The organism is Endobacter medicaginis (assembly GCF_014192375.1).
Classification (GTDB): Bacteria; Pseudomonadota; Alphaproteobacteria; order Acetobacterales; family Acetobacteraceae; genus Endobacter; species Endobacter medicaginis.
In genome coordinates this window covers 275,895-293,018 of the sequence record NZ_JACHXV010000002.1, presented here as the reverse complement: position 1 = coordinate 293,018, position 17,124 = coordinate 275,895, and the positions used below count along the sequence as shown (strand labels likewise).

The window sequence follows — 17,124 nt, the reverse complement described above, 5'->3', positions numbered from 1 at the left end:
TTGACTGATAAAAAACCGCTAACGGTGTGCGTTATAAACTTGAAGGGTGGGGTCGGCAAATCGACGATTACCGCGCTCCTAAGTCGATACGCTTTTAATACGCGCAAGAAGAACGTGCTGGCTATTGATCTCGATCCCCAAGCAAACCTCAGTCAAGGATTGATGCATCAGAGCTATACGGCCTTTATTAAAGGAAATGGGGGATCGATAGTCGAGGTCTTTGCGGATTACATGCCGCCCGCGAAGGGTGGTGGCGGAGCGCAGCCGCTTTCCACAGATCATGTTACGCAGATGATACTGGAGAGTGGAGATCGACGCCTTGATCTTATCCCATCGCGCTTCGATTTTTCTGATGCTCTAACGAATGCCATAAGACCTGATCCAAGAATCTTGGCTCGGTTCTTAGCCAAAAATTACAAAGAAAAGGATCTCATATTAATAGACTGCTCACCAACAGAGTCGGTATTTACTACGGCAGCATATCACGCAAGTGACTATGTTTTGATTCCGGTAAAGCCTGAGTTTTTTGCAACTATTGGCTTTCCGCTTCTTGCTGAGTCACTATCGAATTTTCGTCGACGCAATAAGGCTCACTCCATCGAAGTTGCAGGTGTTATCATCAATAATGCTTTCTATGATGGCGGTAATGATGGTGGTCCTGAGAAACAGCGCGCTATGGAAGCCATCGCGATTGAGTGCAAGAAGAACGACTGGTATATTTTCCCTCGTCAGATGTACCATTCCCGAGGGTATCCAAAGCTGATGCGAGGCGATTATTCCCATCAAGGCGATGCTGCGTATTTCCCTAGCTTAGCGAAAGACCTGTTGGATCACCTCGGAGTTTGATAATGCGGCGTGGAACCACCGGCGAAGACGCGCTAAATCGCCTTCTCGATACACTGATTGATGTTTGGGGCCGAGAGGCGGTAGCGGCATCGTTAAACCGACATGCACAAGCACCAATAAACCTGCCTTCTGCAAGAAAGAAAGCTGGTAAGGCAAGAGCGCTCAAGTCAGCCGTATCGCTTGTCGAAGAAATGGAAGTTGACGCGATCAAGCGAGAAGCACTGCTGCGGCTCGCATCTGCCTACGACAGCGGGGATGCCTTTCCCAAGGTGTCTGATGGAAGGGCGTTCCTTTCCGCCCATCAGAAAGATGCAAAAAATGTGAGTGATCGGAGCCAAGCGTTCAAGCGGATGCTTCCGATTCTTATAGAGATGTCGACCAAGGGATTGGAGACGCTAGCTGAACGGTCTCATCACTCCGGGCCTACGCAGCTTGAGCCTATATCGAATGCAATCAGAGAAGCGGGTGAAAGCATGCGGGGCAGCCAGTCTGCTCCAGTATCCAGCGGTCCTCCCGACAGTGAGCCACCCCGAGAGTAGCGTGAACCGCGCCGGAATTGGCGGAGAGTGATTTGATCAAATTACGCGGCCATGCGGACTGGGTCCATGGCTGCATAATATCGTTGCTCGGCCTCGGCTGGGGTGATGTTGCAGATAGGCTCGAGGATGCGGCGGTTGTTGAACCAGTCGACCCATTCGAGGGTGGCGTATTCGACGGCCTCGAACGAGCGCCACGGCCCGCGCCTGTGGATCACCTCGGCCTTGAACAGGCCGTTGATGGTTTCGGCCAGGGCATTGTCATAGGAATCCCCGACGCTGCCCACGGAGGGCTCGATCCCGGCCTCGGCCAGGCGCTCGGTATAGCGAATGGCGACATATTGGCTGCCGCGATCCGAGTGGCAGATCAACCTGTCGGCTCCTGACGGGCAACGGGCGTGGATCGCCTGTTCCAGCGCATCGAGCACGAAGCTCGTATGCGCCGTGCGGCTGACGCGCCAGCCGACGATTGAGCGGGCGAAAACATCGATGACGAACGCCACGTAGACGAAGCCCGTCCAGGTCACGACATAGGTGAAATCCGACACCCACAGCCGGTTCGGCGCTGGTGCCCTGAAATGGCGGTTCACCTTGTCGAACGGGCATGGCGCAGTCCTGTCGCTGATCGTCGTACGTTTCGTCCTGCCGCGGATGACGCCCTGCAAACCGAGTTCACGCATCAGTCGCGCAACCGTGCATCGGGCGACTGAAACACCCTCCCGCCGCATCTGTCGCCAGACCTTGCGGACACCGTAGACCGCGAAGTTCTCATTGAAAACAAGCAGGATTTCAGGCTTCAACGCGTCGTCGCGCTGCCGACGCGCGGACCGGCGCTGCGGTTGGTGGCCCTTACGCACCCGCTCGTAATAGGCCGACGGGGCGATCTGCAATTGGCGGCAGATCGGCTCGACCCCGTATGCGGCACGGTGTGCATCGACGAATTCCGTCATTTCCGCAACGGGCGGTCGAGCTCCGCCTGGGCGAAATACGCCGAAGCTTTCCGTAGGATCTCGTTCGCCTGCCGTAACTCGCGAACCTCGCGTTCCAGTGCTTTGAGCCGATCGGCCGTCTCGGCGGGGATGCCCGCCCGTTGACCGCTCTCGACCTCCGCTTTGCCGATCCATTCGTTGAGCGTGTGCGCCGAGCAGCCAATCTTTTCCGCAACCGACACCATCGCTGCCCAGCGCGACGGATGCTCCGTCGCATGATCTACAACCAGCCGAACCGCGCGGGCGCGGACCTCAGGCGAAAATTTCTTCACAGGATGGCTCATCAGACCCTCTTCTTACGAAAAATGGTCTCCGCCAATTCCGGCGCGGTTCACTCCGACAAACCCGGCGCGGTTCAATCGACCACTTTTGAAAAAATCTGTGGGCTATCGCTACACAACATATATGTAAGGTCAGACATGGGCGTTGAACTCTTCCTCCTCGACCGGCGCACTGTGCTATTGAGCCTTGGGGGCCAGACCCACGAGGTCGGCATTCTCCGTCACGCTGGGAAGCTGACCGAGCAGTTGGCTGCCACTCAAGCTGTGCTTGCGAAGGCCTCCCAGATACCGTCGCCGGTTGCGGTTGTTGTCGCTCGACCAGGCGAATACCCTCTCATTGATGCTCCAAGCGGCCCGGTTCGCGCGCATACCGTCCTGGGATGGGAGCCGGGCCGCGTCAGTGTGACCGACCTCGAGTGGGACTACCTGCCAATCCATGGTTTCGCGGTCTACGACCCGAGTCGGGACATCTACGTGCTTCACGAACTGGACAGCGGCGCACTGCGCCCCATCGATGCGAACCGTGCACAATCGGTCGGCCTCGTGGCCGATGGTCGGCTGGTTGGGCGCGGTCAGCCGACGATCGTGGCTTGCAAGGCCGTGCGAGCGTTCATGACGGGTTACGCGGAGGCTGAGATACTGCTCGAGGACGGCAGGCAAACAGCATTGGTGGTGCGGACGCCCGGAGCGGTGCCGGATCCTGTCTGGTTCGTCGGTCGGCGGCCGGCGGAGGCAGAGGTGTATCCCGGGTAGGGACGCGACGCCGAGAACTCCTTTGGCACGGATACCTACTCCAGACCGGACACTGCCATCCGGCCGTGAGCATGACCTCGACGACATGTATGCGCGGGTCCCGTGTCTCATCTCATTTTCTGAGACCTGTCGAAAGACTCTGGACGAAGCTCGTTTTTTTACGGCTCCCCGGCAAGAGCCAAGGCATAGACACGATCCTACGCTGCCGACATATACGAGCGGGCAGATCAATCCATCTCCATGCCCCGCCGCTGACGTCTGGCGATCACCGTCGGCGCCTGCTCGCGTCGCTTTGCAGGCTCCACTCCGGCAAACAAAGTCTGCAGGAACTGGAGCCATTTGACCACTTCCGCCCGCCATTCTGAGATGAGTTTTTTGAGGACCTCGGGGTTGAAACCATTCCTGGGCCATAACTGTGCCTCACCTTCTGGATTGACCGTGACCTTCACGATGTCACCGTTCAGAAACGCCTGCATGCCCGCCTGCACGGCTCTGTCACGGTCCTCCAATGAGGCCACCCGCTTCTCACGTTCTTCAAGCGCACGCTCCCGCTCGTCCTGCTGCCGCCAGGTTTTCTCGAGGTGGACCCGATGCTGTCGTAGACGCTCGGCGTGTTGGGCCTCGGAGGCAGCGGCCTTTCGCTCCCACTCCGTGCGTATATCCGCCATCTTGAACGCCTCCACAGCAGCAGCATCCTCCCGCCGCTGAAGTGCCTGACGATCAGCCTTGATGCGCTCCTCCGCATACCGCTGCTGACTGATTAGCGTTCTGACGGTCATCTCGCCGCGCAATACGTTCTCCTCGCGCCTCGACAGTTCGACCTGACGTGCCTTCAAATCCGCCAATGCCTGCTCGGCAGCAGCCTGGGCAGCCTCCGCCGCCTCCCGCTCGCGGCGGAGTTTGTAGATCTCCGGCTCGACACGATCGCGCCCCTTATTCTTCGACGCACCGCGCTCCGCCCATTCCAGCCCCATCTCGTCGCGGAGGTGCTCGTACCAAGCGGTCTGAAGCGCACGCCCACGGCCGATCTTGTCGACCGGAAGCCCCTGTGCCGCGGCGAGGTCCTTCTGGTGCTTCGAAAGCGATGCCCAGCGCTCGCCCGATACCGCCGAAGCCTTGGCCCCCTTGCGGAGAGCCTTCTCATACGTCGGCACGAAGAACACATCGACCGTCCGCCGGCCGTCCTCATCCCGGTCGAGCCGCGCATGAAAGACCGCACGGCCACCATGCGTCCGGTCCACGAACGACACCGCTGCCTGCAGCATGCGCCGCTCGTCGGCTTCGTTCTCGACGGGCAGCAGTGCGGGAAACTGCAGGAGCGCGTGCAGCCCCAGATCGTCGCCGACCTTGCCGTGACGCCGCACACCGGCGACGTGTGCCTCGTAATCGGCCTCAAGCCCGCAATCCCAATCACCGTCCGCCGACCATCCCTCGGGCACCTCGATCAGCCCGGCGCGCCACACCAGCGGCGGGACCGGCCGCACCACCCGACCCGATATCCCCCGCGCTGGGTCACCCCGACCGGTGACGTCCTTGCGCTCTTCGTGTCGCGCCGCAGCGCGCAGCGACGGCCGAGTGAAAGTCTCCTGGCGGAACGAGCCCGCATTGCCCGACGTGTTGGCCATAACCCTTTCTACCTGGAAAGGGTTAACCCGCTATCCCTTTTCGCTATCACTCCTGCGGGGTGGCGAAAAGGGGCGGGTCAGATCAACGGTCGGCTATCCGTCGGAGTCTGCTCAAGCGCCCATGGAAACGACCGAAGCACATCGGCGACTGAGCCGTCCTGACCTCTCCAGCATGGATCAGGCTGACGGCGCATCGGCACAGTCATGCTGGCCGATGCGGGGTTGTCAGTCGCGGACGCTGGCCTCCCGAGAACCGCGTTCCATCTCCTGACGATCACACGGCGCGATTTCCTTGGGGTCTCGGCGACGGCGTATGCGGTGGCGCGCTCGCCGCGCCATCGGTGCCGCCCGGATGCGTGCTTCCTTTCCCTTCGGTTCGGGCATTTCATGATTGGGTCATAACGCCTGTCACCCCAGGGAATGGGGTGGAACGGGTCCGGTCGTCCTCTGAGTGGGGCGGTCTCGGCTCGTGGGTGTCTACCGACATCCAGCAGTCGTCGTCGGGCGCGGTCTCGTGCGCCCACGCCGATCGTATGACCTCATTTCCGCGCCCCGCCGCCTGAGCGCCCCGCAGCCGCCCTCCGCCATCTCCCCGCCTGAGCGGGACGTCATCGCCACCGGCTCCGGCGACCGTCACCACGCCCTCCACATCGCCACTGCATCCTTCCAGGCCCCGGGCGCGCAGGTCTGTCTCTCAATCGAAGAACATAACAGGAACCGATATGCCTCGCTCAACCCACCCTGACACCAACTCGCGGCGCGGGCGCATCCCCGCCTGCGTCCTGCCCACCGAAGCCGATCTCGTGCTCTATCGCGATCTCGCCCGGCAGCTGGGCGCCCCGCCCAACGCCCATATCTGCCGCCACGCCGGGCCGGCCGCGCATCACCTGGTCTTCATCAATGAATCCGGTCCGCGCGATTGGACACGCGTCCACGACACCGCTGCCGCGCGCTGGCCGGACCTGCCAAAATCCGGTTCCGTCGCCCGCGACGGCACCGTGCTCGACAGCCTGCCGGAGCGGATCGTCTACGAGATGCTGGCCCCGCGGCTCAAGCCGCGCATGGCGCTCGACCTGCACCAGCCGATCCGGGCACGCGATGCGCGTCATCGCGCCGACTTCACGCTCCGCTGCGGCGCGGCCCGGCGCTTCATCGAGGTGGTGGGCTGCTGCGGCTCGGACCGCATCACCCGCAACGACGACGAGCGCCTCTGGCTGGCGCGTCTGGACCGCCGCCTCGCGGTCTATGCCGCGCAGGGCATCGTGCCGGTGCTTATCCATCTCGACCTGCTCGCCCAACCCGCCCGGCTGCGGACGCTCTGCGACGATCTGGTCAGGACCGTCGCCCGGGAAGGAGGGTGCTCATGAGCGGCCATGCCGGACTGGGCAAGGTCCTGTCGCGATGGCGCGAGGGGGTCGTGCGCGTCTTCGACATCGTCCCGGCCGAGCTGCTGGCCAGGCCGCCGCGGGTGGGCCAGCCGGTCATGCTGGGCTGGGTGGATATCGAATTGCGCGACGGCCAGCCGGTGCCGCCGCGACAAGAGCCGAACTGGCAGATCGGACGACTCGAGGAGGCAGCCGACAATTACGGCCAGCCGGCTCTGAGCGTGGACGACCACCTATTCCGGGCGATCCTGCCCGGGGATGCGGCACCGCCGCTTTGTCTGGCGGGCTACCACATGTCCTTCTTGCACGGCCTGCTGGGCGGGCCGTGGGACCTCGAACCCAGACGCCTGTGTCTCTACCGCACGGGGCAGTTGTTCGACCTGGGCGCGGCGAGCGGGGACGTTACGTTGTCCGGCATGGCTCGACACTTCGTGCCCCGGCCGCCCATCGGTTGGGATGCCCCGCTGGTGGTCGACCGGGTCAACGACGCGGTGACGGTGCTGCGGGGTCTGCTGCGGATCAGCCGGCTCAACATGCTCGTCGCCCTGAGCTGCACCAGGTTCGCACCACCGCCCGCGAGCGAGCCGTTCGGCCGCATGCCGCAATGGCAGGCGATGCCGGGCTCGGACTTCCACGACTACGAGTGAGGGAAAGCCCCGCCGGAGCGATCCGGCGGGGCTCGGCCGCGCGGCGCGTCGCAGTAGCCGCCTACTCGATTCCGAACGCCATCCGTCGTTCGGTGTCGGCGTCGCAGGCCGTCTGGGCCTGCTTGATCGTTCCCATCATGCCGATGGCGAGGATGAACATGACGATCGGGTGCCATCCATGGCGGATCAGCACGCCGCAGATGAAGTCGACGATGCTGACGCCGACATAGGCAGCTGCCAGATTTCTGCGGTGCTCGCCTTCGATCCCGCCGAATTCCTGGGCATACTGCGCACGTCGTTCCGCCAGATAATGGTTTTCCACGACGCTCATCGCCAGCGCCCTCCCAGACAGAGGCCGGCGATCAGAAAGAAGAGTGGCACCATGGCCGAGGTGCGCATCGCCGCGACCATGCCGGTGACCAGGAAGATGCCGATCATCGCGCCGAAGAAAGCAAACATGTGCGGCCTCAGGGTTTGCGGTTGCGGGTGCGCCGGACATCCGCCTGTCTCAGGGCGGGGCCACGGCCGCATCCTGCGGAAGGGACGTGCCGTCCTTCTGGGCTGCCGTCGCGGCGGCATTGGCGCGCTGCGAGCGCATCGCGCTCAGCGTGTTGAGATCGTCGGCGGAGGCGTGCTCGGGCACGATCACCTGCCCCGGATGCACCTGGTTCGGCCCGTCGATCGCCTCGCGCGAGACGTTGGCGAGGCTGATGGTGCCGGCCGCCGGAGCCGCCATCGGCGTTGCGGCCGGTATCGTGACCGGTGCCGGCGTGTCGGCCGGGGCGCTGCCAGTGACCGGGCCCGAGGCCGGCGACAGCGTGATCGGCGGCTGCTGCGCCTCGGTGGCGGCCCTGACGGCGGTGACCGCGACCGGTGTCGCGTAGAGGGCCTGGTTGACGATGCGCACCTCGGGCGGACTGTCGTCGTTTGGGTTCTTGTCGAAGATCTCGACCAGCTTCTCGTCGGCCGCGTAGCACATCAGCACCGTGTGCTGCTTGGGTCGGGTGCCGGCGCGGACCGGTGCCCAGATGATCTGCGCGAGACCCAGCGTGGCGACCGAGGTCAGCACCTCGGCTGCCTTGACCGCCGCCTTGCCGCCGGCACCGAGCCCGGAGGTGTAGAGCTTGTAGATGTCGCAGCGCCGGTGCTCGTGGGTGACGCTGCCCGCCGGCTCTCCGAGCGTGCTGAGAACCGTGAAGCGGTCCGAACTCTCGTTGAACTGCGCGAGGTCCACCGGCTCGGTGTTGCCGTCGGCGACAGATCCGCCACCGCAGGCGGACAGTGTGAGCGGGACGACCAGCACACCGGCCATGCAGGCAGACCCGAGGCGTCGCTTCACGGCATCTCCCCGCCGGCCGGTGCTGCGATCGCATCAGGGCTGGCGGAGCGTTTCTCCACCGTCCGCGCCCGCCACAGCAGGATCGGCGCCAGCGCGAGGAACAGCACCCCGATCGCCGGCGAGAAGGAGATCGAGGACGACCAGCCGAAGAAGAAGAACCCGCCCGACGAGACCTCGACCTGCTCGAGGAACACATAGGTGCGCACCAGCGCGAACAGGGTGAGCCAGAAACTCGCCCGGTCGCACCAGAAGCATGGCAGTCCGAGCTGCGGCCGAAGCCGGCCCAGGAAAGCCAGGCCGTAGGCGAAGACGGTCGCATACAGCAGGAAGCCGAGCACGGCGAAACCATCGAACCCGTACTGCGACATCGAGGCGTTGAAGGTGTGATCGCGATGGGCATACGGCAGGGTGCCGGCCAGCAGGGCGCAGAGTGCGGCGGCGCCGGCGAGTTCGACAGGCCGCCCGAGAAACTCGCGCAGCCGGTCTTCCAGACGCTTCAGGTCGAGGTCGGGATTGTCCATGCGATCAGTTCCTGTCCGAGCAGGGATACGGCGAGAGACGGTGCGGCCGGGTCATCGCAGGTCCAGCACGTAGCGGGTGCGGCCCTGGGGATTGTGGTAGTCGTCCTGCGGCCGCAACGTCAGGCCGGTGAAGCTGACATGGCCGGCGCGAAACACCACCCTGGTGCCGGGCGCGATGTCACCCATGAACACGTTGTGGAAGGTGCGGACGTAGCGGTACCGGCCGCCGTCCCGACGGAAATATGCCACCGCCACGTCCATGGCGCTCCCGGTCGGATCGCCCTGGTAGAAGGTGATGACGAGCACGTCCGAGTTCGGGCCGTGGCCGTTGGCATCGCCGTAGAAGAGGTTCGGCGTGAGACTGTTGTGCTTGGCCTGGCAGGCGACGTCATGTCCGTCCGGATTGGTGCAGTGCATCACCGTGCCGTTGGTGAGGGCCTGCATCACGGCCGCCGCGGCAGGCCCGGTCAGACCGGGCGGCGTGCCGGCCCTGGCGGGCCCCGTCATGACTGCCAGCGACACGCCGATGCCAGCGATGAGCCCCGCCAAGCCAGGCATCGCCGCCCGCCGACTCTCGCGCGTCCCGGCGACCGAGGCGGTCATGGCGTGGCTCCCGCCGGAGCGACCGGCTGCACGACATACGGGGCCGGCTGGACATAGTACGGCGCCGGCTGCACCACCACGGCGGGCGGTGCCACCACGACCGTCTGCTGCACGATCGGCGCCGGAGGCCGGTTGCCGCGTGCGACCATGCAGGCGGTGTAGTCGTTGTCGTACATGACCTGCAGGCGCTGCACGGGATCACTCGATCCCGCGGCGTCGGCGCCGATCGCGGTCCCGCCGAGCGCGCCTGCCGCCGCGCCGATGCCGGCACCGTGGCCGCCACCGATCGCCCCGCCGAGACCGGCCCCCAGGCCCGCACCCAACACCGTGCCGAGCGCCAGCGCGCCGAGCTGCTGGCGGGAGTTCTGGTCGGCGAGCGGCTTGATCTGCGCGTCGGTATAGGTGGTGCAGGCCGTCTGGTCGGCGGTGAACTGCTCGAACGTCTTGCCGGGGCCGGGCAGGATCTGAGCCGTCGGGCCGATCGTCGTGCAGCCGGAAAGCAGCAGGAGGCACAGGGCTGCCCATGCCGCTCTCGGTGGGAAGCCGGAAAGGGTCCGAGGCCTCGACCCCGAGCTGCCTCCGCCTGCGGCAAACCAAGGTCTGGAGTTCACGAAAACCGATCCGGGCGGAGGCTCTACGCATGAATTCAGCCGGGATCGCATGAGGGATCACTCCAGGGGCACGACATGGAGTGACCATATTACGTGGTAGTTATTAACATGCAATAGCGTTGGCACGGATCCGTGCGGTCAGCCGAGAACCCTCTCATGAAGGGTCTTGGAGAACGTCTGCGCACGCGTGCGCGTCAGCTCGGGTGGTCCGACTCGGAGGTCGCCCGCCGCGCCGGTCTGGTCCAGACACGTTATGCGAACTACGTGATCGACAAGCACGAGCCGGACCTGACGACCCTGCTCCGCATCTGCGCCGTGCTCGAAATGCCCGTCGGCGAGGTGTTGGGGCAGTCGGCATCGGTCCCGCGAGATGAGGCGGAGCTACGCGCCCGGATCGACGCCGCCCTCACGCTCCTCGACGGCGAATCCCTCAAGACCGTGGCAACCGTCCTGGAGGGGCTGGTGGCCCGACAGAACGCCGCGCTTCGAGCGACTTAGAGCGCCTTTCAAAACTCTTCCTGGAGCCTGTTGAAGCAGATGAGCGAGCATGCGAGGGCTGTGAATGCGTGATGGATGTCGCTTTTGCGCTCGTAGCGGGTGACGAGCCGGCGGAAGCGGTTGATCCAGGCGAAGGTCCGTTCGATCACCCATCTGTGGCGGCCCAGCTTCTGGCTGATCTCGACGCCGCGTCGTGCGATGCGGGGCGTGATCCGGCGACGGCGGCAGGCCAGTCGACAGCGTCGATGGTCGTAAGCCTTGTCGGCGTGCAGCTTGTCCGGTCGACGTCGAGCCCGACCAGGTTTCCCGCTGATGGGCGGAATGCGGTCAATCAGTTCCTCGAACGGCATGCTGTCGTGGGTGTTGGCGCCGGTCAGGATGAAAGCCAGCGGAAGGCCATTTGCGTCGGTGATCAGGTGGCGCTTCGTGCCGAGCCTGCCCCGGTCGGTCGGGTTCGGCCCGGTCTTGTCACCCCCCTTTTGGCAGCCAAAGAGGCGCTGTCCACGCAGGCGCGGCTCCAGTCGATCTTGTCGGCTGCTCGCAATCGGCGAAGCAGTTCGCGATGCAGTGCATCCCACACGCCCGCCTCCTGCCAGTCCCGAAGGCGGCGCCAGCAGGTGATGCCGGACCCGCACCCCATCTCGAGCGGCAGCATCTCCCACTGGATGCCGGTCCGCAGGACGAACAGGATCCCGCTCAGCGCCGCGCGATCCGCAACACGCGGTCTGCCGCCTTTCGGCTTCGGACCCGCCGCGGGCAGAAGGGGTTCAACGATCGACCAGAGCGCGTCCGAAACCAGAGGAGATGCCATCCCTCCTCATGAATCAGCCCCACAGCCGGTACAAGGGTTTTGAAAGGCGCTCTTAGACCGGCGGCTCACGATCAAGTCGAGCACGAACAGGGCGGGTAGCGTCGCAGCCCATCCAACACGGCAGGGGCGACGATGCAGGGTGAACAAAGCGGTTAGGCGGTTCATAGTGGGTCCGGTTGGTGATCCGACCCAATTAGAACGTGGCAACGAGCGCGCCGCTCCGACCATGGAGTGAGTGGCTTGAGACTGCCACGGCTATGTCGCCAAACACCTGTTTGCCGCTACCCGACGAGCGATTTTCTGATATCGATATCGTAATCTTTAGGCTTACGAGTTTCGAAAAGGGTGATCCATGCCAACCGTTCCGCTCACCCGCCTTTACGTACTTCGCCTGATGTATCTGGTGCTGTTCGTCTTGGTGCCGCTGATGACGGCGGCCAGGATGATTTACTCTGGTCAGAGTCTCGGAGCGGACGATGGCTGGGGTTTCGCCGCATGCCTGTTGGCTGCGATGTCGCTCCTATGTGGATTGGGATTACGCTACCCGCTCAAAATGCTGCCGTTGTTGTTCTTCGAGGTCGTCTGGAAGGTGATCTGGGCTGCACGCGTTGCTGCGCCGCTTTGGATCAGCGGCAAGATCGACGACGCTCTGACGCAAAACAGCATCGCAATCGGGAGTGCCGTTGTGGTGCTGGCAGTGCTTCCGTGGCGTTACGTCGTTGCTCAATATGTCCGCGCGCCGGGCGACGCTTGGAAAAGTCACCGATAAGCCGTTCGACCCAATGACCGTCATTCGTCTTCAGTTTTCGAGGCCAGGGGAGCACAAGCTTCCTGCGTTTTGAAAGGACGAGGGCAATATCGATCATCAAAACCGCTGGGCTTGATGTGCACAAGGAGACGATTGCCGTGGCGGTCGCCGAGGACGGGCGATCCCGAACACGCCGGATGCCGTCCGGTCGCTCTCGTCGCGCTCTGCGGTGGCTGTCGACCGCGACACACTGCGCGACGGAATGGGGAAGTTCGACGCCGCCGATCCGGGAAAATTCGATCGGCAGCGACATCGATCACCGATGTTGAAGAGCGAGTGCTGCCGTTACCATCAGCAGAGGGATGCCCAGCATGAACACGGCCGGCCACCCGGTAAGCACATCGGCGCTGCCGCGCGACGCGTTGCGCAGGCGGGTGTGCCGGTCGGTCCGACTCGGCAATGCGGGCTCGGCGACGACCAGATCCAGGACATCCCTGAGCCGGAACAACGTACGCCTGCCGAACTTGTATTTTCGCAGCGATCCATCGGCTACCCTGCGATCGATCGTCGTCACGTCGCACCGCAGGTGGATCCGTGCGGCCTCGATGCGCGTGACAAAGCGCCCATCGCCGGAAGAACCGTGTTCGTCGCTCACCACACCCTGCTCCTCACGCTCGGCGACCGATCATCGGCCGTCTTCTTCAGATCCACCGCACCGAGGATCGATACGGCGGGGAAGTCGGTTCTTGGGGAGGGTAGTCCAGGCGACTGCCGCTCAGGGCGAACCCGGAGCGGACCGGCGATGGCCTCGAGCATCGACGGGATCACCATCGACGATCGGGTCACGACCGATGTTCTCAATCCGTTCTAGAAGAGGGGCATGCTGGGTGCAAGGACAAACTTCCCGGCGACAGGCTCACGGCGCAGAACGACGCACGACAACGTAAATCGTAAGATGGGATCGGAGACGGGACCGTCTAACTGAGTCCTCATAACCGACTGAAAAATCAGACGTTTTTGAGTAAACTGGCGGATGGGGTGGGATTCGAACCCACGGTACGCTTTCACGTACACACGCTTTCCAAGCGTGCGCCTTAAGCCACTCGGCCACCCATCCGGCGCGGCGGCGGAACATAGCAGAGCGCGCGGGCGGTTCAAGGGGCGTCGTTGGTGCTCAGGGCAGGGCGGCGAGCACCTGGTCGAGCGGTACAGTCCAGGCGGCCTCGCCGGGTGGGGCGGTTGCTTCGGCGCGGCCGATCACCGCCTCGTAGCGCAGGCGCAGCATCGCGCTCAGCCGACGGTAGCACCAGTTGGCCAGCCGGTCGGGCATCAGCTCGATCACCATCGTCCCTGGCCGCGCGAAGATCAGATTGGTCAGCCCCGCGCCATGCGGCGCGACGATGAGTTGCGCGGAGGCGAACAGCAGCGCCTGGGTGTCGAGATCGAGCCCGGTCAGCCGCACCGGGGTGATGCCGCGCCCGGCGAGCGTCTGGACGATGGCGGCCTCGTTGGTAAGCCTGCGCGTGGTGCTGTCGCCGCGATCGATATAGATCGCCGCCGGCATCGGCGGCGGCTCGGTGATGCGTGGTGCGAGGCTGCGCAGCAGGGCCAGGCTGCGGCCCAGATAATAGCCGGTCTCGGCGACGTTGAGCGGCAGGATGAGCCGTTCCGGCCGCAGGCTGGTGGCAGGTCCGACGGCGATCAGTCGCGGTCGCGGCCGGTCATAGGCGCCCCAGACCGCATCCAGCCCGCGTTCGAGCAGGGTGGCGAACGCAGGGGCCAGGCCGTCGGGCACCAGCACCCCGTCGATCCGGGTCACCTCGTCCCGGCCCAGCAGGGCGAGACGGCCGAGATTCATCAGTGCGACGTGATACCAGTTGCCGACCCCGCCCAGCAGCAGCGACAGCCAAGTGCCCGCCACAGGCTGGGCCGGGGGCAGGGTGGCGCTCGCGCCATCGGTCTGCACGGCGTCGTCATTGTGGCGGTGGTCGAGCGTGTCGGCCAGCACGCGGCCATCAGCCAACGCGACGATGCCGCAGCGGGTGGCGATCACGGCGCGCTCGAAGGTGAACAGATGCGACTGCGTTTCGCCGTGCGGCCGCGGCATGTCGCTGAGCCCTGCCGCACCCAGCCCGGCGAGGCCGATCGGGCCGAGACTGTTGTAGGGCGGCATCGGCAGCGGAACGCTGCGGTGCTCGGCGATCGCCGTCGGCTCCAGCGCGGCGATCCGCACCAGCTTGCCGCCGACCGGGCCCGGCAGACCGTGCGGACGGATCATGTCGTCGCCGCTCCGCTCAGGCGTCCATCTTCAACGCGGCGAGGAAGGCGCTCTGCGGGATCTCCACCTTGCCGAACTGCCGCATGCGCTTCTTGCCCTCCTTCTGCTTCTCCAGCAGCTTGCGCTTGCGGCTGATGTCGCCGCCATAGCACTTGGCGGTGACGTCCTTCGACAGCGCACCGATGGTCTCACGCGCGATGACGCGCGAGCCGATCGCCGCCTGGATGGCGATCTTGAACAGCTGACGCGGGATCAACTCCTTGAGCTTGGCACAAATCGCCCGGCCGCGGCTCTCGGCCGCCGAGCGATGCGCGATGAAGGACAGCGCGTCGACCGGCTCGAGATTGACCAGGATCGATATCCGCACGAGGTCACTCTCCTCGTACTTGTCCATCTGGTAGTCGAAGCTCGCATAGCCGCGGCTGACCGATTTGAGCCGGTCGTAGAAATCGAACACCACCTCGTTGAGCGGCAGGCGATAGACCGCCATCGCGCGGTTGCCGACATAGGTGAGGTCCTGCTGCTGGCCGCGACGCTCGTTGCACAGCGTGAGCACCGCGCCGAGATAGTCGTCCGGCACCATGATGGTCGCGGTGATCCAAGGTTCCTCGATGCGCTCGATGACGCTGCCGTCGGGCATGTCAGCGGGGTTGTGCAGCTCCTCCATCGCGCCGCTGGTGCGGTAGATGCGATAGACCACCGAGGGCGCGGTCGCGATCAGGTCGAGGTTGAACTCGCGCGACAGCCGCTCCTGGATGATCTCCAGATGCAGCAGGCCGAGGAATCCGCAGCGGAATCCGAAGCCGAGGGCCGCCGAGGTCTCCGCCTCGTAATGGAACGAGGCGTCGTTGAGCCGCAGCTTGGCGAGGCTGTCGCGCAGCTTCTCGAAATCGTCGGCATCGATCGGATACAGCCCGCACCAGACTACCGGGATCGACGGCTTGAACCCGGCCAGCGCTTCCGCGGCCGGGTGGCGGTCCTCGGTGATGGTGTCACCCACGTTGCAGTCGGCCACCGTCTTGATCGCACCGGTGATGTAGCCCATCTCGCCGGGGCCCAGATCGTCCACCGGGCGCATCGCGGGGGCGAACACGCCGACCTGGTCGACATTGTACGTCGATCCGGTCGACATCATGCGGATCTTGGCGTGGCGCTTCAGCCGGCCCTCCTTGACGCGGACCAGGATCACCACGCCGAGATAGGCGTCGTACCAGCTGTCGACCAGCAGCGCCTTGAGCGGTGCGTTGGCATCGCCCTTGGGCGCCGGCAGCCGGGTGACGAGGGCTTCGAGCACGCCCTCGATGTTCAGTCCGGTCTTGGCCGAGATCTCCACCGCGTCGGAAGCGTCGATGCCGATCACCTCCTCGATCTGCGCCTTGACCCGCTCCGGCTCGGCGGCCGGCAGGTCGATCTTGTTGAGGATCGGCACGATCTCGTGGTTGGCGTCGATCGCCTGATACACGTTGGCCAGGGTCTGTGCCTCGACGCCCTGGGAGGCATCCACCACCAGCAACGAACCCTCGCAGGCGGCGAGCGAGCGGCTCACCTCATAGGCGAAGTCCACGTGACCGGGCGTGTCCATCAGGTTGAGCGTGTAGGTCTTCCCATCCTTGGCCGGGTAGGCGAGGCGGACGGTCTGCGCCTTGATGGTGATGCCGCGTTCGCGCTCGAGCTCCATGTTGTCGAGCACCTGATTGGTCATCTCGCGCTCGCTCAGCGCCCCGCAGGCCTGGATCAGCCGGTCGGCGAGCGTGCTCTTGCCATGGTCGATATGGGCGATGATCGAGAAGTTGCGGATCAGGTCGAGCGGCGTGTCGGTCATCGGGCCGGTTTAGGCGAAAAACGTCGCCGCGTCAGCCATTCTCACCGGTAATCCGCCCATTGCGGCTCCGTCTCGAACACGCTGTCGTAGTAGTCGCGCTGGGTCAGCCGGCCCGCGGCCGCCTCGTCGGCGATCACCAGGCAGAGCGGGTGCAGCTGGATTGCCGAGGCGGTGACCATTGCCGTCAGCGGGCCCTCGACGGCGCGGGCCAGCGCCTCCGCCTTGGCAGCACCCGTCGCAACCAGGATCAACTCGCGTGCGGCGAGGATGGTGCCCACCCCCATCGTCATCGCCCGCGCCGGCACGGCGGCCGGATCACCACCGAACATCTCGGCGTTCTGCGCACGGGTGTGCCGGCTCAGCGTCTTGTCGCGGGTGCGCGAGGCGAGCGACGAGCCGGGCTCGTTGAAGCCGATATGGCCGTTCTCGCCGATGCCGAGCAGTTGCAGGTCGATCCCGCCCGCCGCCACGATCGCCGCCTCATACGCCGCCCCTTCGGCCGTGGTGTCGGCAGCCAGACCCGAGGGCAGATGCGTGCGGACCGGGTCGATGTTGACGTGATCGAACAGCTCGGCCTGCATGTAGGCGCGGTAGGAGCGCGGGTCCTCGGGTGCGAGGCCGATATATTCGTCGAGATTGAAACTGGCGGCACTGGCGAAATCGAGACCACCCGTGCGGTGCATCGCCACCAGCCGAGCATAGATGTCCGACATGGTGCGTCCTGTCGCCAGCCCGAGCACCAGGGCAGGGCGGGCGCGCAGCCGTGCCGCAATCAGCCGTGCGGCAAGATCGCAGACAGCCTGTCGGTCGGGGCGGACGACGATTTCCATC

At 64.7% G+C, this 17,124-nt stretch carries 19 protein-coding genes, 1 tRNA gene and 1 other annotated feature; of the genes, 6 read left to right on the top strand and 14 right to left on the bottom strand.

Features of this window, described 5'->3' with window-relative positions:
- Positions 1-846 (top strand): ParA family protein, encoded by an 846-nt coding sequence (locus FHR90_RS03470; RefSeq protein ID WP_176622114.1) that lies wholly within the window; start codon positions 1-3, stop codon positions 844-846.
- A gap of 580 nt (positions 847-1,426) precedes the next feature.
- Here the strand turns inward: FHR90_RS03470 and FHR90_RS03465 are convergent.
- Positions 1,427-2,655, bottom strand: a protein-coding gene (locus FHR90_RS03465; RefSeq protein WP_176622113.1) for an IS3 family transposase whose coding sequence is annotated in 2 segments (ribosomal slippage) — positions 1,427-2,364 and positions 2,364-2,655 — 1,230 coding nt in all. Because the reading frame shifts where the segments join, the coding sequence is not laid out codon by codon here.
- Positions 2,258-2,374 (bottom strand) — a sequence feature (AL1L pseudoknot). (Overlaps the previous gene by 117 nt.)
- Here FHR90_RS03465 and FHR90_RS03460 point away from each other — a divergent pair.
- A complete protein-coding gene (locus tag FHR90_RS03460; protein WP_183274754.1) occupies positions 2,587-3,405 on the top strand; it encodes a hypothetical protein in 819 nt (272 codons plus the stop codon). The two genes, FHR90_RS03465 and FHR90_RS03460, sit on opposite strands and share 69 nt — an antisense overlap.
- Positions 3,406-3,632: 227 nt before the next feature.
- On the opposite strand, the gene FHR90_RS03455 is transcribed toward FHR90_RS03460, so the two are convergent.
- Positions 3,633-5,030, bottom strand: a complete 1,398-nt coding sequence (locus tag FHR90_RS03455; RefSeq protein ID WP_176622111.1) for a hypothetical protein — start codon at positions 5,028-5,030, stop codon at positions 3,633-3,635.
- A 722-nt stretch (positions 5,031-5,752) separates the two neighbouring features.
- On the opposite strand from FHR90_RS03455, the gene FHR90_RS03450 reads away from it, so the two are divergent.
- Together FHR90_RS03450 and FHR90_RS03445 are read left to right on the top strand one after the other, a co-directional pair.
- Positions 5,753-6,397, top strand: a complete 645-nt coding sequence (locus tag FHR90_RS03450) for a hypothetical protein (RefSeq protein ID WP_246329998.1) — start codon at positions 5,753-5,755, stop codon at positions 6,395-6,397.
- Positions 6,394-7,062 (top strand): hypothetical protein, encoded by a 669-nt coding sequence (locus FHR90_RS03445; protein ID WP_176626547.1) that lies wholly within the window; start codon positions 6,394-6,396, stop codon positions 7,060-7,062. The genes FHR90_RS03450 and FHR90_RS03445 overlap by 4 nt, the downstream gene beginning before the upstream one ends.
- Positions 7,063-7,123: 61 nt before the next feature.
- Here FHR90_RS03445 and FHR90_RS03440 read toward each other — a convergent pair whose 3' ends face one another.
- The 6 genes from FHR90_RS03440 to FHR90_RS03420 are packed head-to-tail and all read right to left on the bottom strand — an operon-like array spanning position 7,124 to position 10,136.
- Entirely contained in the window at positions 7,124-7,393 is a 270-nt protein-coding gene (locus FHR90_RS03440) for a hypothetical protein (protein WP_176626549.1), read from the bottom strand.
- Positions 7,390-7,521, bottom strand: a complete 132-nt coding sequence (locus tag FHR90_RS17595; RefSeq protein ID WP_266152703.1) for a hypothetical protein — start codon at positions 7,519-7,521, stop codon at positions 7,390-7,392. The genes FHR90_RS03440 and FHR90_RS17595 overlap by 4 nt, the downstream gene beginning before the upstream one ends.
- A 49-nt stretch (positions 7,522-7,570) precedes the next feature.
- Positions 7,571-8,401: a hypothetical protein gene (locus FHR90_RS03435; RefSeq protein WP_183274753.1), complete on the bottom strand. Its 831-nt coding sequence runs from the start codon at positions 8,399-8,401 to the stop codon at positions 7,571-7,573.
- Positions 8,398-8,922 (bottom strand): hypothetical protein, encoded by a 525-nt coding sequence (locus FHR90_RS03430; protein WP_183274752.1) that lies wholly within the window; start codon positions 8,920-8,922, stop codon positions 8,398-8,400. Before FHR90_RS03430 ends, FHR90_RS03435 begins: the two co-directional genes overlap by 4 nt.
- A gap of 51 nt (positions 8,923-8,973) precedes the next feature.
- Positions 8,974-9,525 (bottom strand): hypothetical protein, encoded by a 552-nt coding sequence (locus tag FHR90_RS03425; RefSeq protein ID WP_183274751.1) that lies wholly within the window; start codon positions 9,523-9,525, stop codon positions 8,974-8,976.
- Complete coding sequence (locus FHR90_RS03420; protein WP_183274750.1) at positions 9,522-10,136, bottom strand: hypothetical protein; 615 nt, start codon at positions 10,134-10,136, stop codon at positions 9,522-9,524. The genes FHR90_RS03425 and FHR90_RS03420 overlap by 4 nt, the downstream gene beginning before the upstream one ends.
- 156 nt (positions 10,137-10,292) lie before the next feature.
- Here FHR90_RS03420 and FHR90_RS03415 point away from each other — a divergent pair, with 156 nt between their 5' ends.
- Positions 10,293-10,634 carry a helix-turn-helix domain-containing protein gene (locus FHR90_RS03415; RefSeq protein WP_246329997.1) on the top strand — a complete coding sequence of 114 codons (342 nt, stop codon included), beginning with the start codon at positions 10,293-10,295 and terminating at the stop codon, positions 10,632-10,634.
- An 8-nt stretch (positions 10,635-10,642) separates the two neighbouring features.
- Here FHR90_RS03415 and FHR90_RS03410 read toward each other — a convergent pair.
- A protein-coding gene (locus tag FHR90_RS03410; protein ID WP_176623292.1) for an IS5 family transposase occupies positions 10,643-11,445 on the bottom strand; the annotation gives its coding sequence in 2 pieces (ribosomal slippage) (positions 10,643-11,115 and positions 11,115-11,445; 804 coding nt in all).
- Between the two features lie 352 nt (positions 11,446-11,797).
- Here FHR90_RS03410 and FHR90_RS03405 point away from each other — a divergent pair.
- Entirely contained in the window at positions 11,798-12,214 is a 417-nt protein-coding gene (locus tag FHR90_RS03405; protein WP_176623294.1) for a hypothetical protein, read from the top strand.
- Positions 12,215-12,509: 295 nt separating this feature from the next.
- Here FHR90_RS03405 and FHR90_RS03400 read toward each other — a convergent pair whose 3' ends face one another.
- From FHR90_RS03400 to nagB, 5 genes are all read right to left on the bottom strand, one after another.
- A complete protein-coding gene (locus FHR90_RS03400; RefSeq protein ID WP_176623296.1) occupies positions 12,510-12,848 on the bottom strand; it encodes a MerR family transcriptional regulator in 339 nt (112 codons plus the stop codon).
- Positions 12,849-13,220: 372 nt separating this feature from the next.
- A tRNA-Ser gene (locus FHR90_RS03395) sits at positions 13,221-13,310 on the bottom strand.
- A 57-nt stretch (positions 13,311-13,367) separates the two neighbouring features.
- The gene (locus FHR90_RS03390; RefSeq protein WP_176623298.1) at positions 13,368-14,471 is read right to left on the bottom strand and encodes a glycosyltransferase family 61 protein; all 1,104 of its coding nucleotides are present in this window, start codon (positions 14,469-14,471) and stop codon (positions 13,368-13,370) included.
- Between the two features lie 16 nt (positions 14,472-14,487).
- Positions 14,488-16,293 carry a translation elongation factor 4 gene (gene lepA / locus FHR90_RS03385; RefSeq protein ID WP_176623300.1) on the bottom strand — a complete coding sequence of 602 codons (1,806 nt, stop codon included), beginning with the start codon at positions 16,291-16,293 and terminating at the stop codon, positions 14,488-14,490.
- Between the two features lie 41 nt (positions 16,294-16,334).
- Positions 16,335-17,123: a glucosamine-6-phosphate deaminase gene (gene nagB, locus FHR90_RS03380; RefSeq protein ID WP_176623302.1), complete on the bottom strand. Its 789-nt coding sequence runs from the start codon at positions 17,121-17,123 to the stop codon at positions 16,335-16,337.
- Position 17,124: the final 1 nt, after the last annotated feature.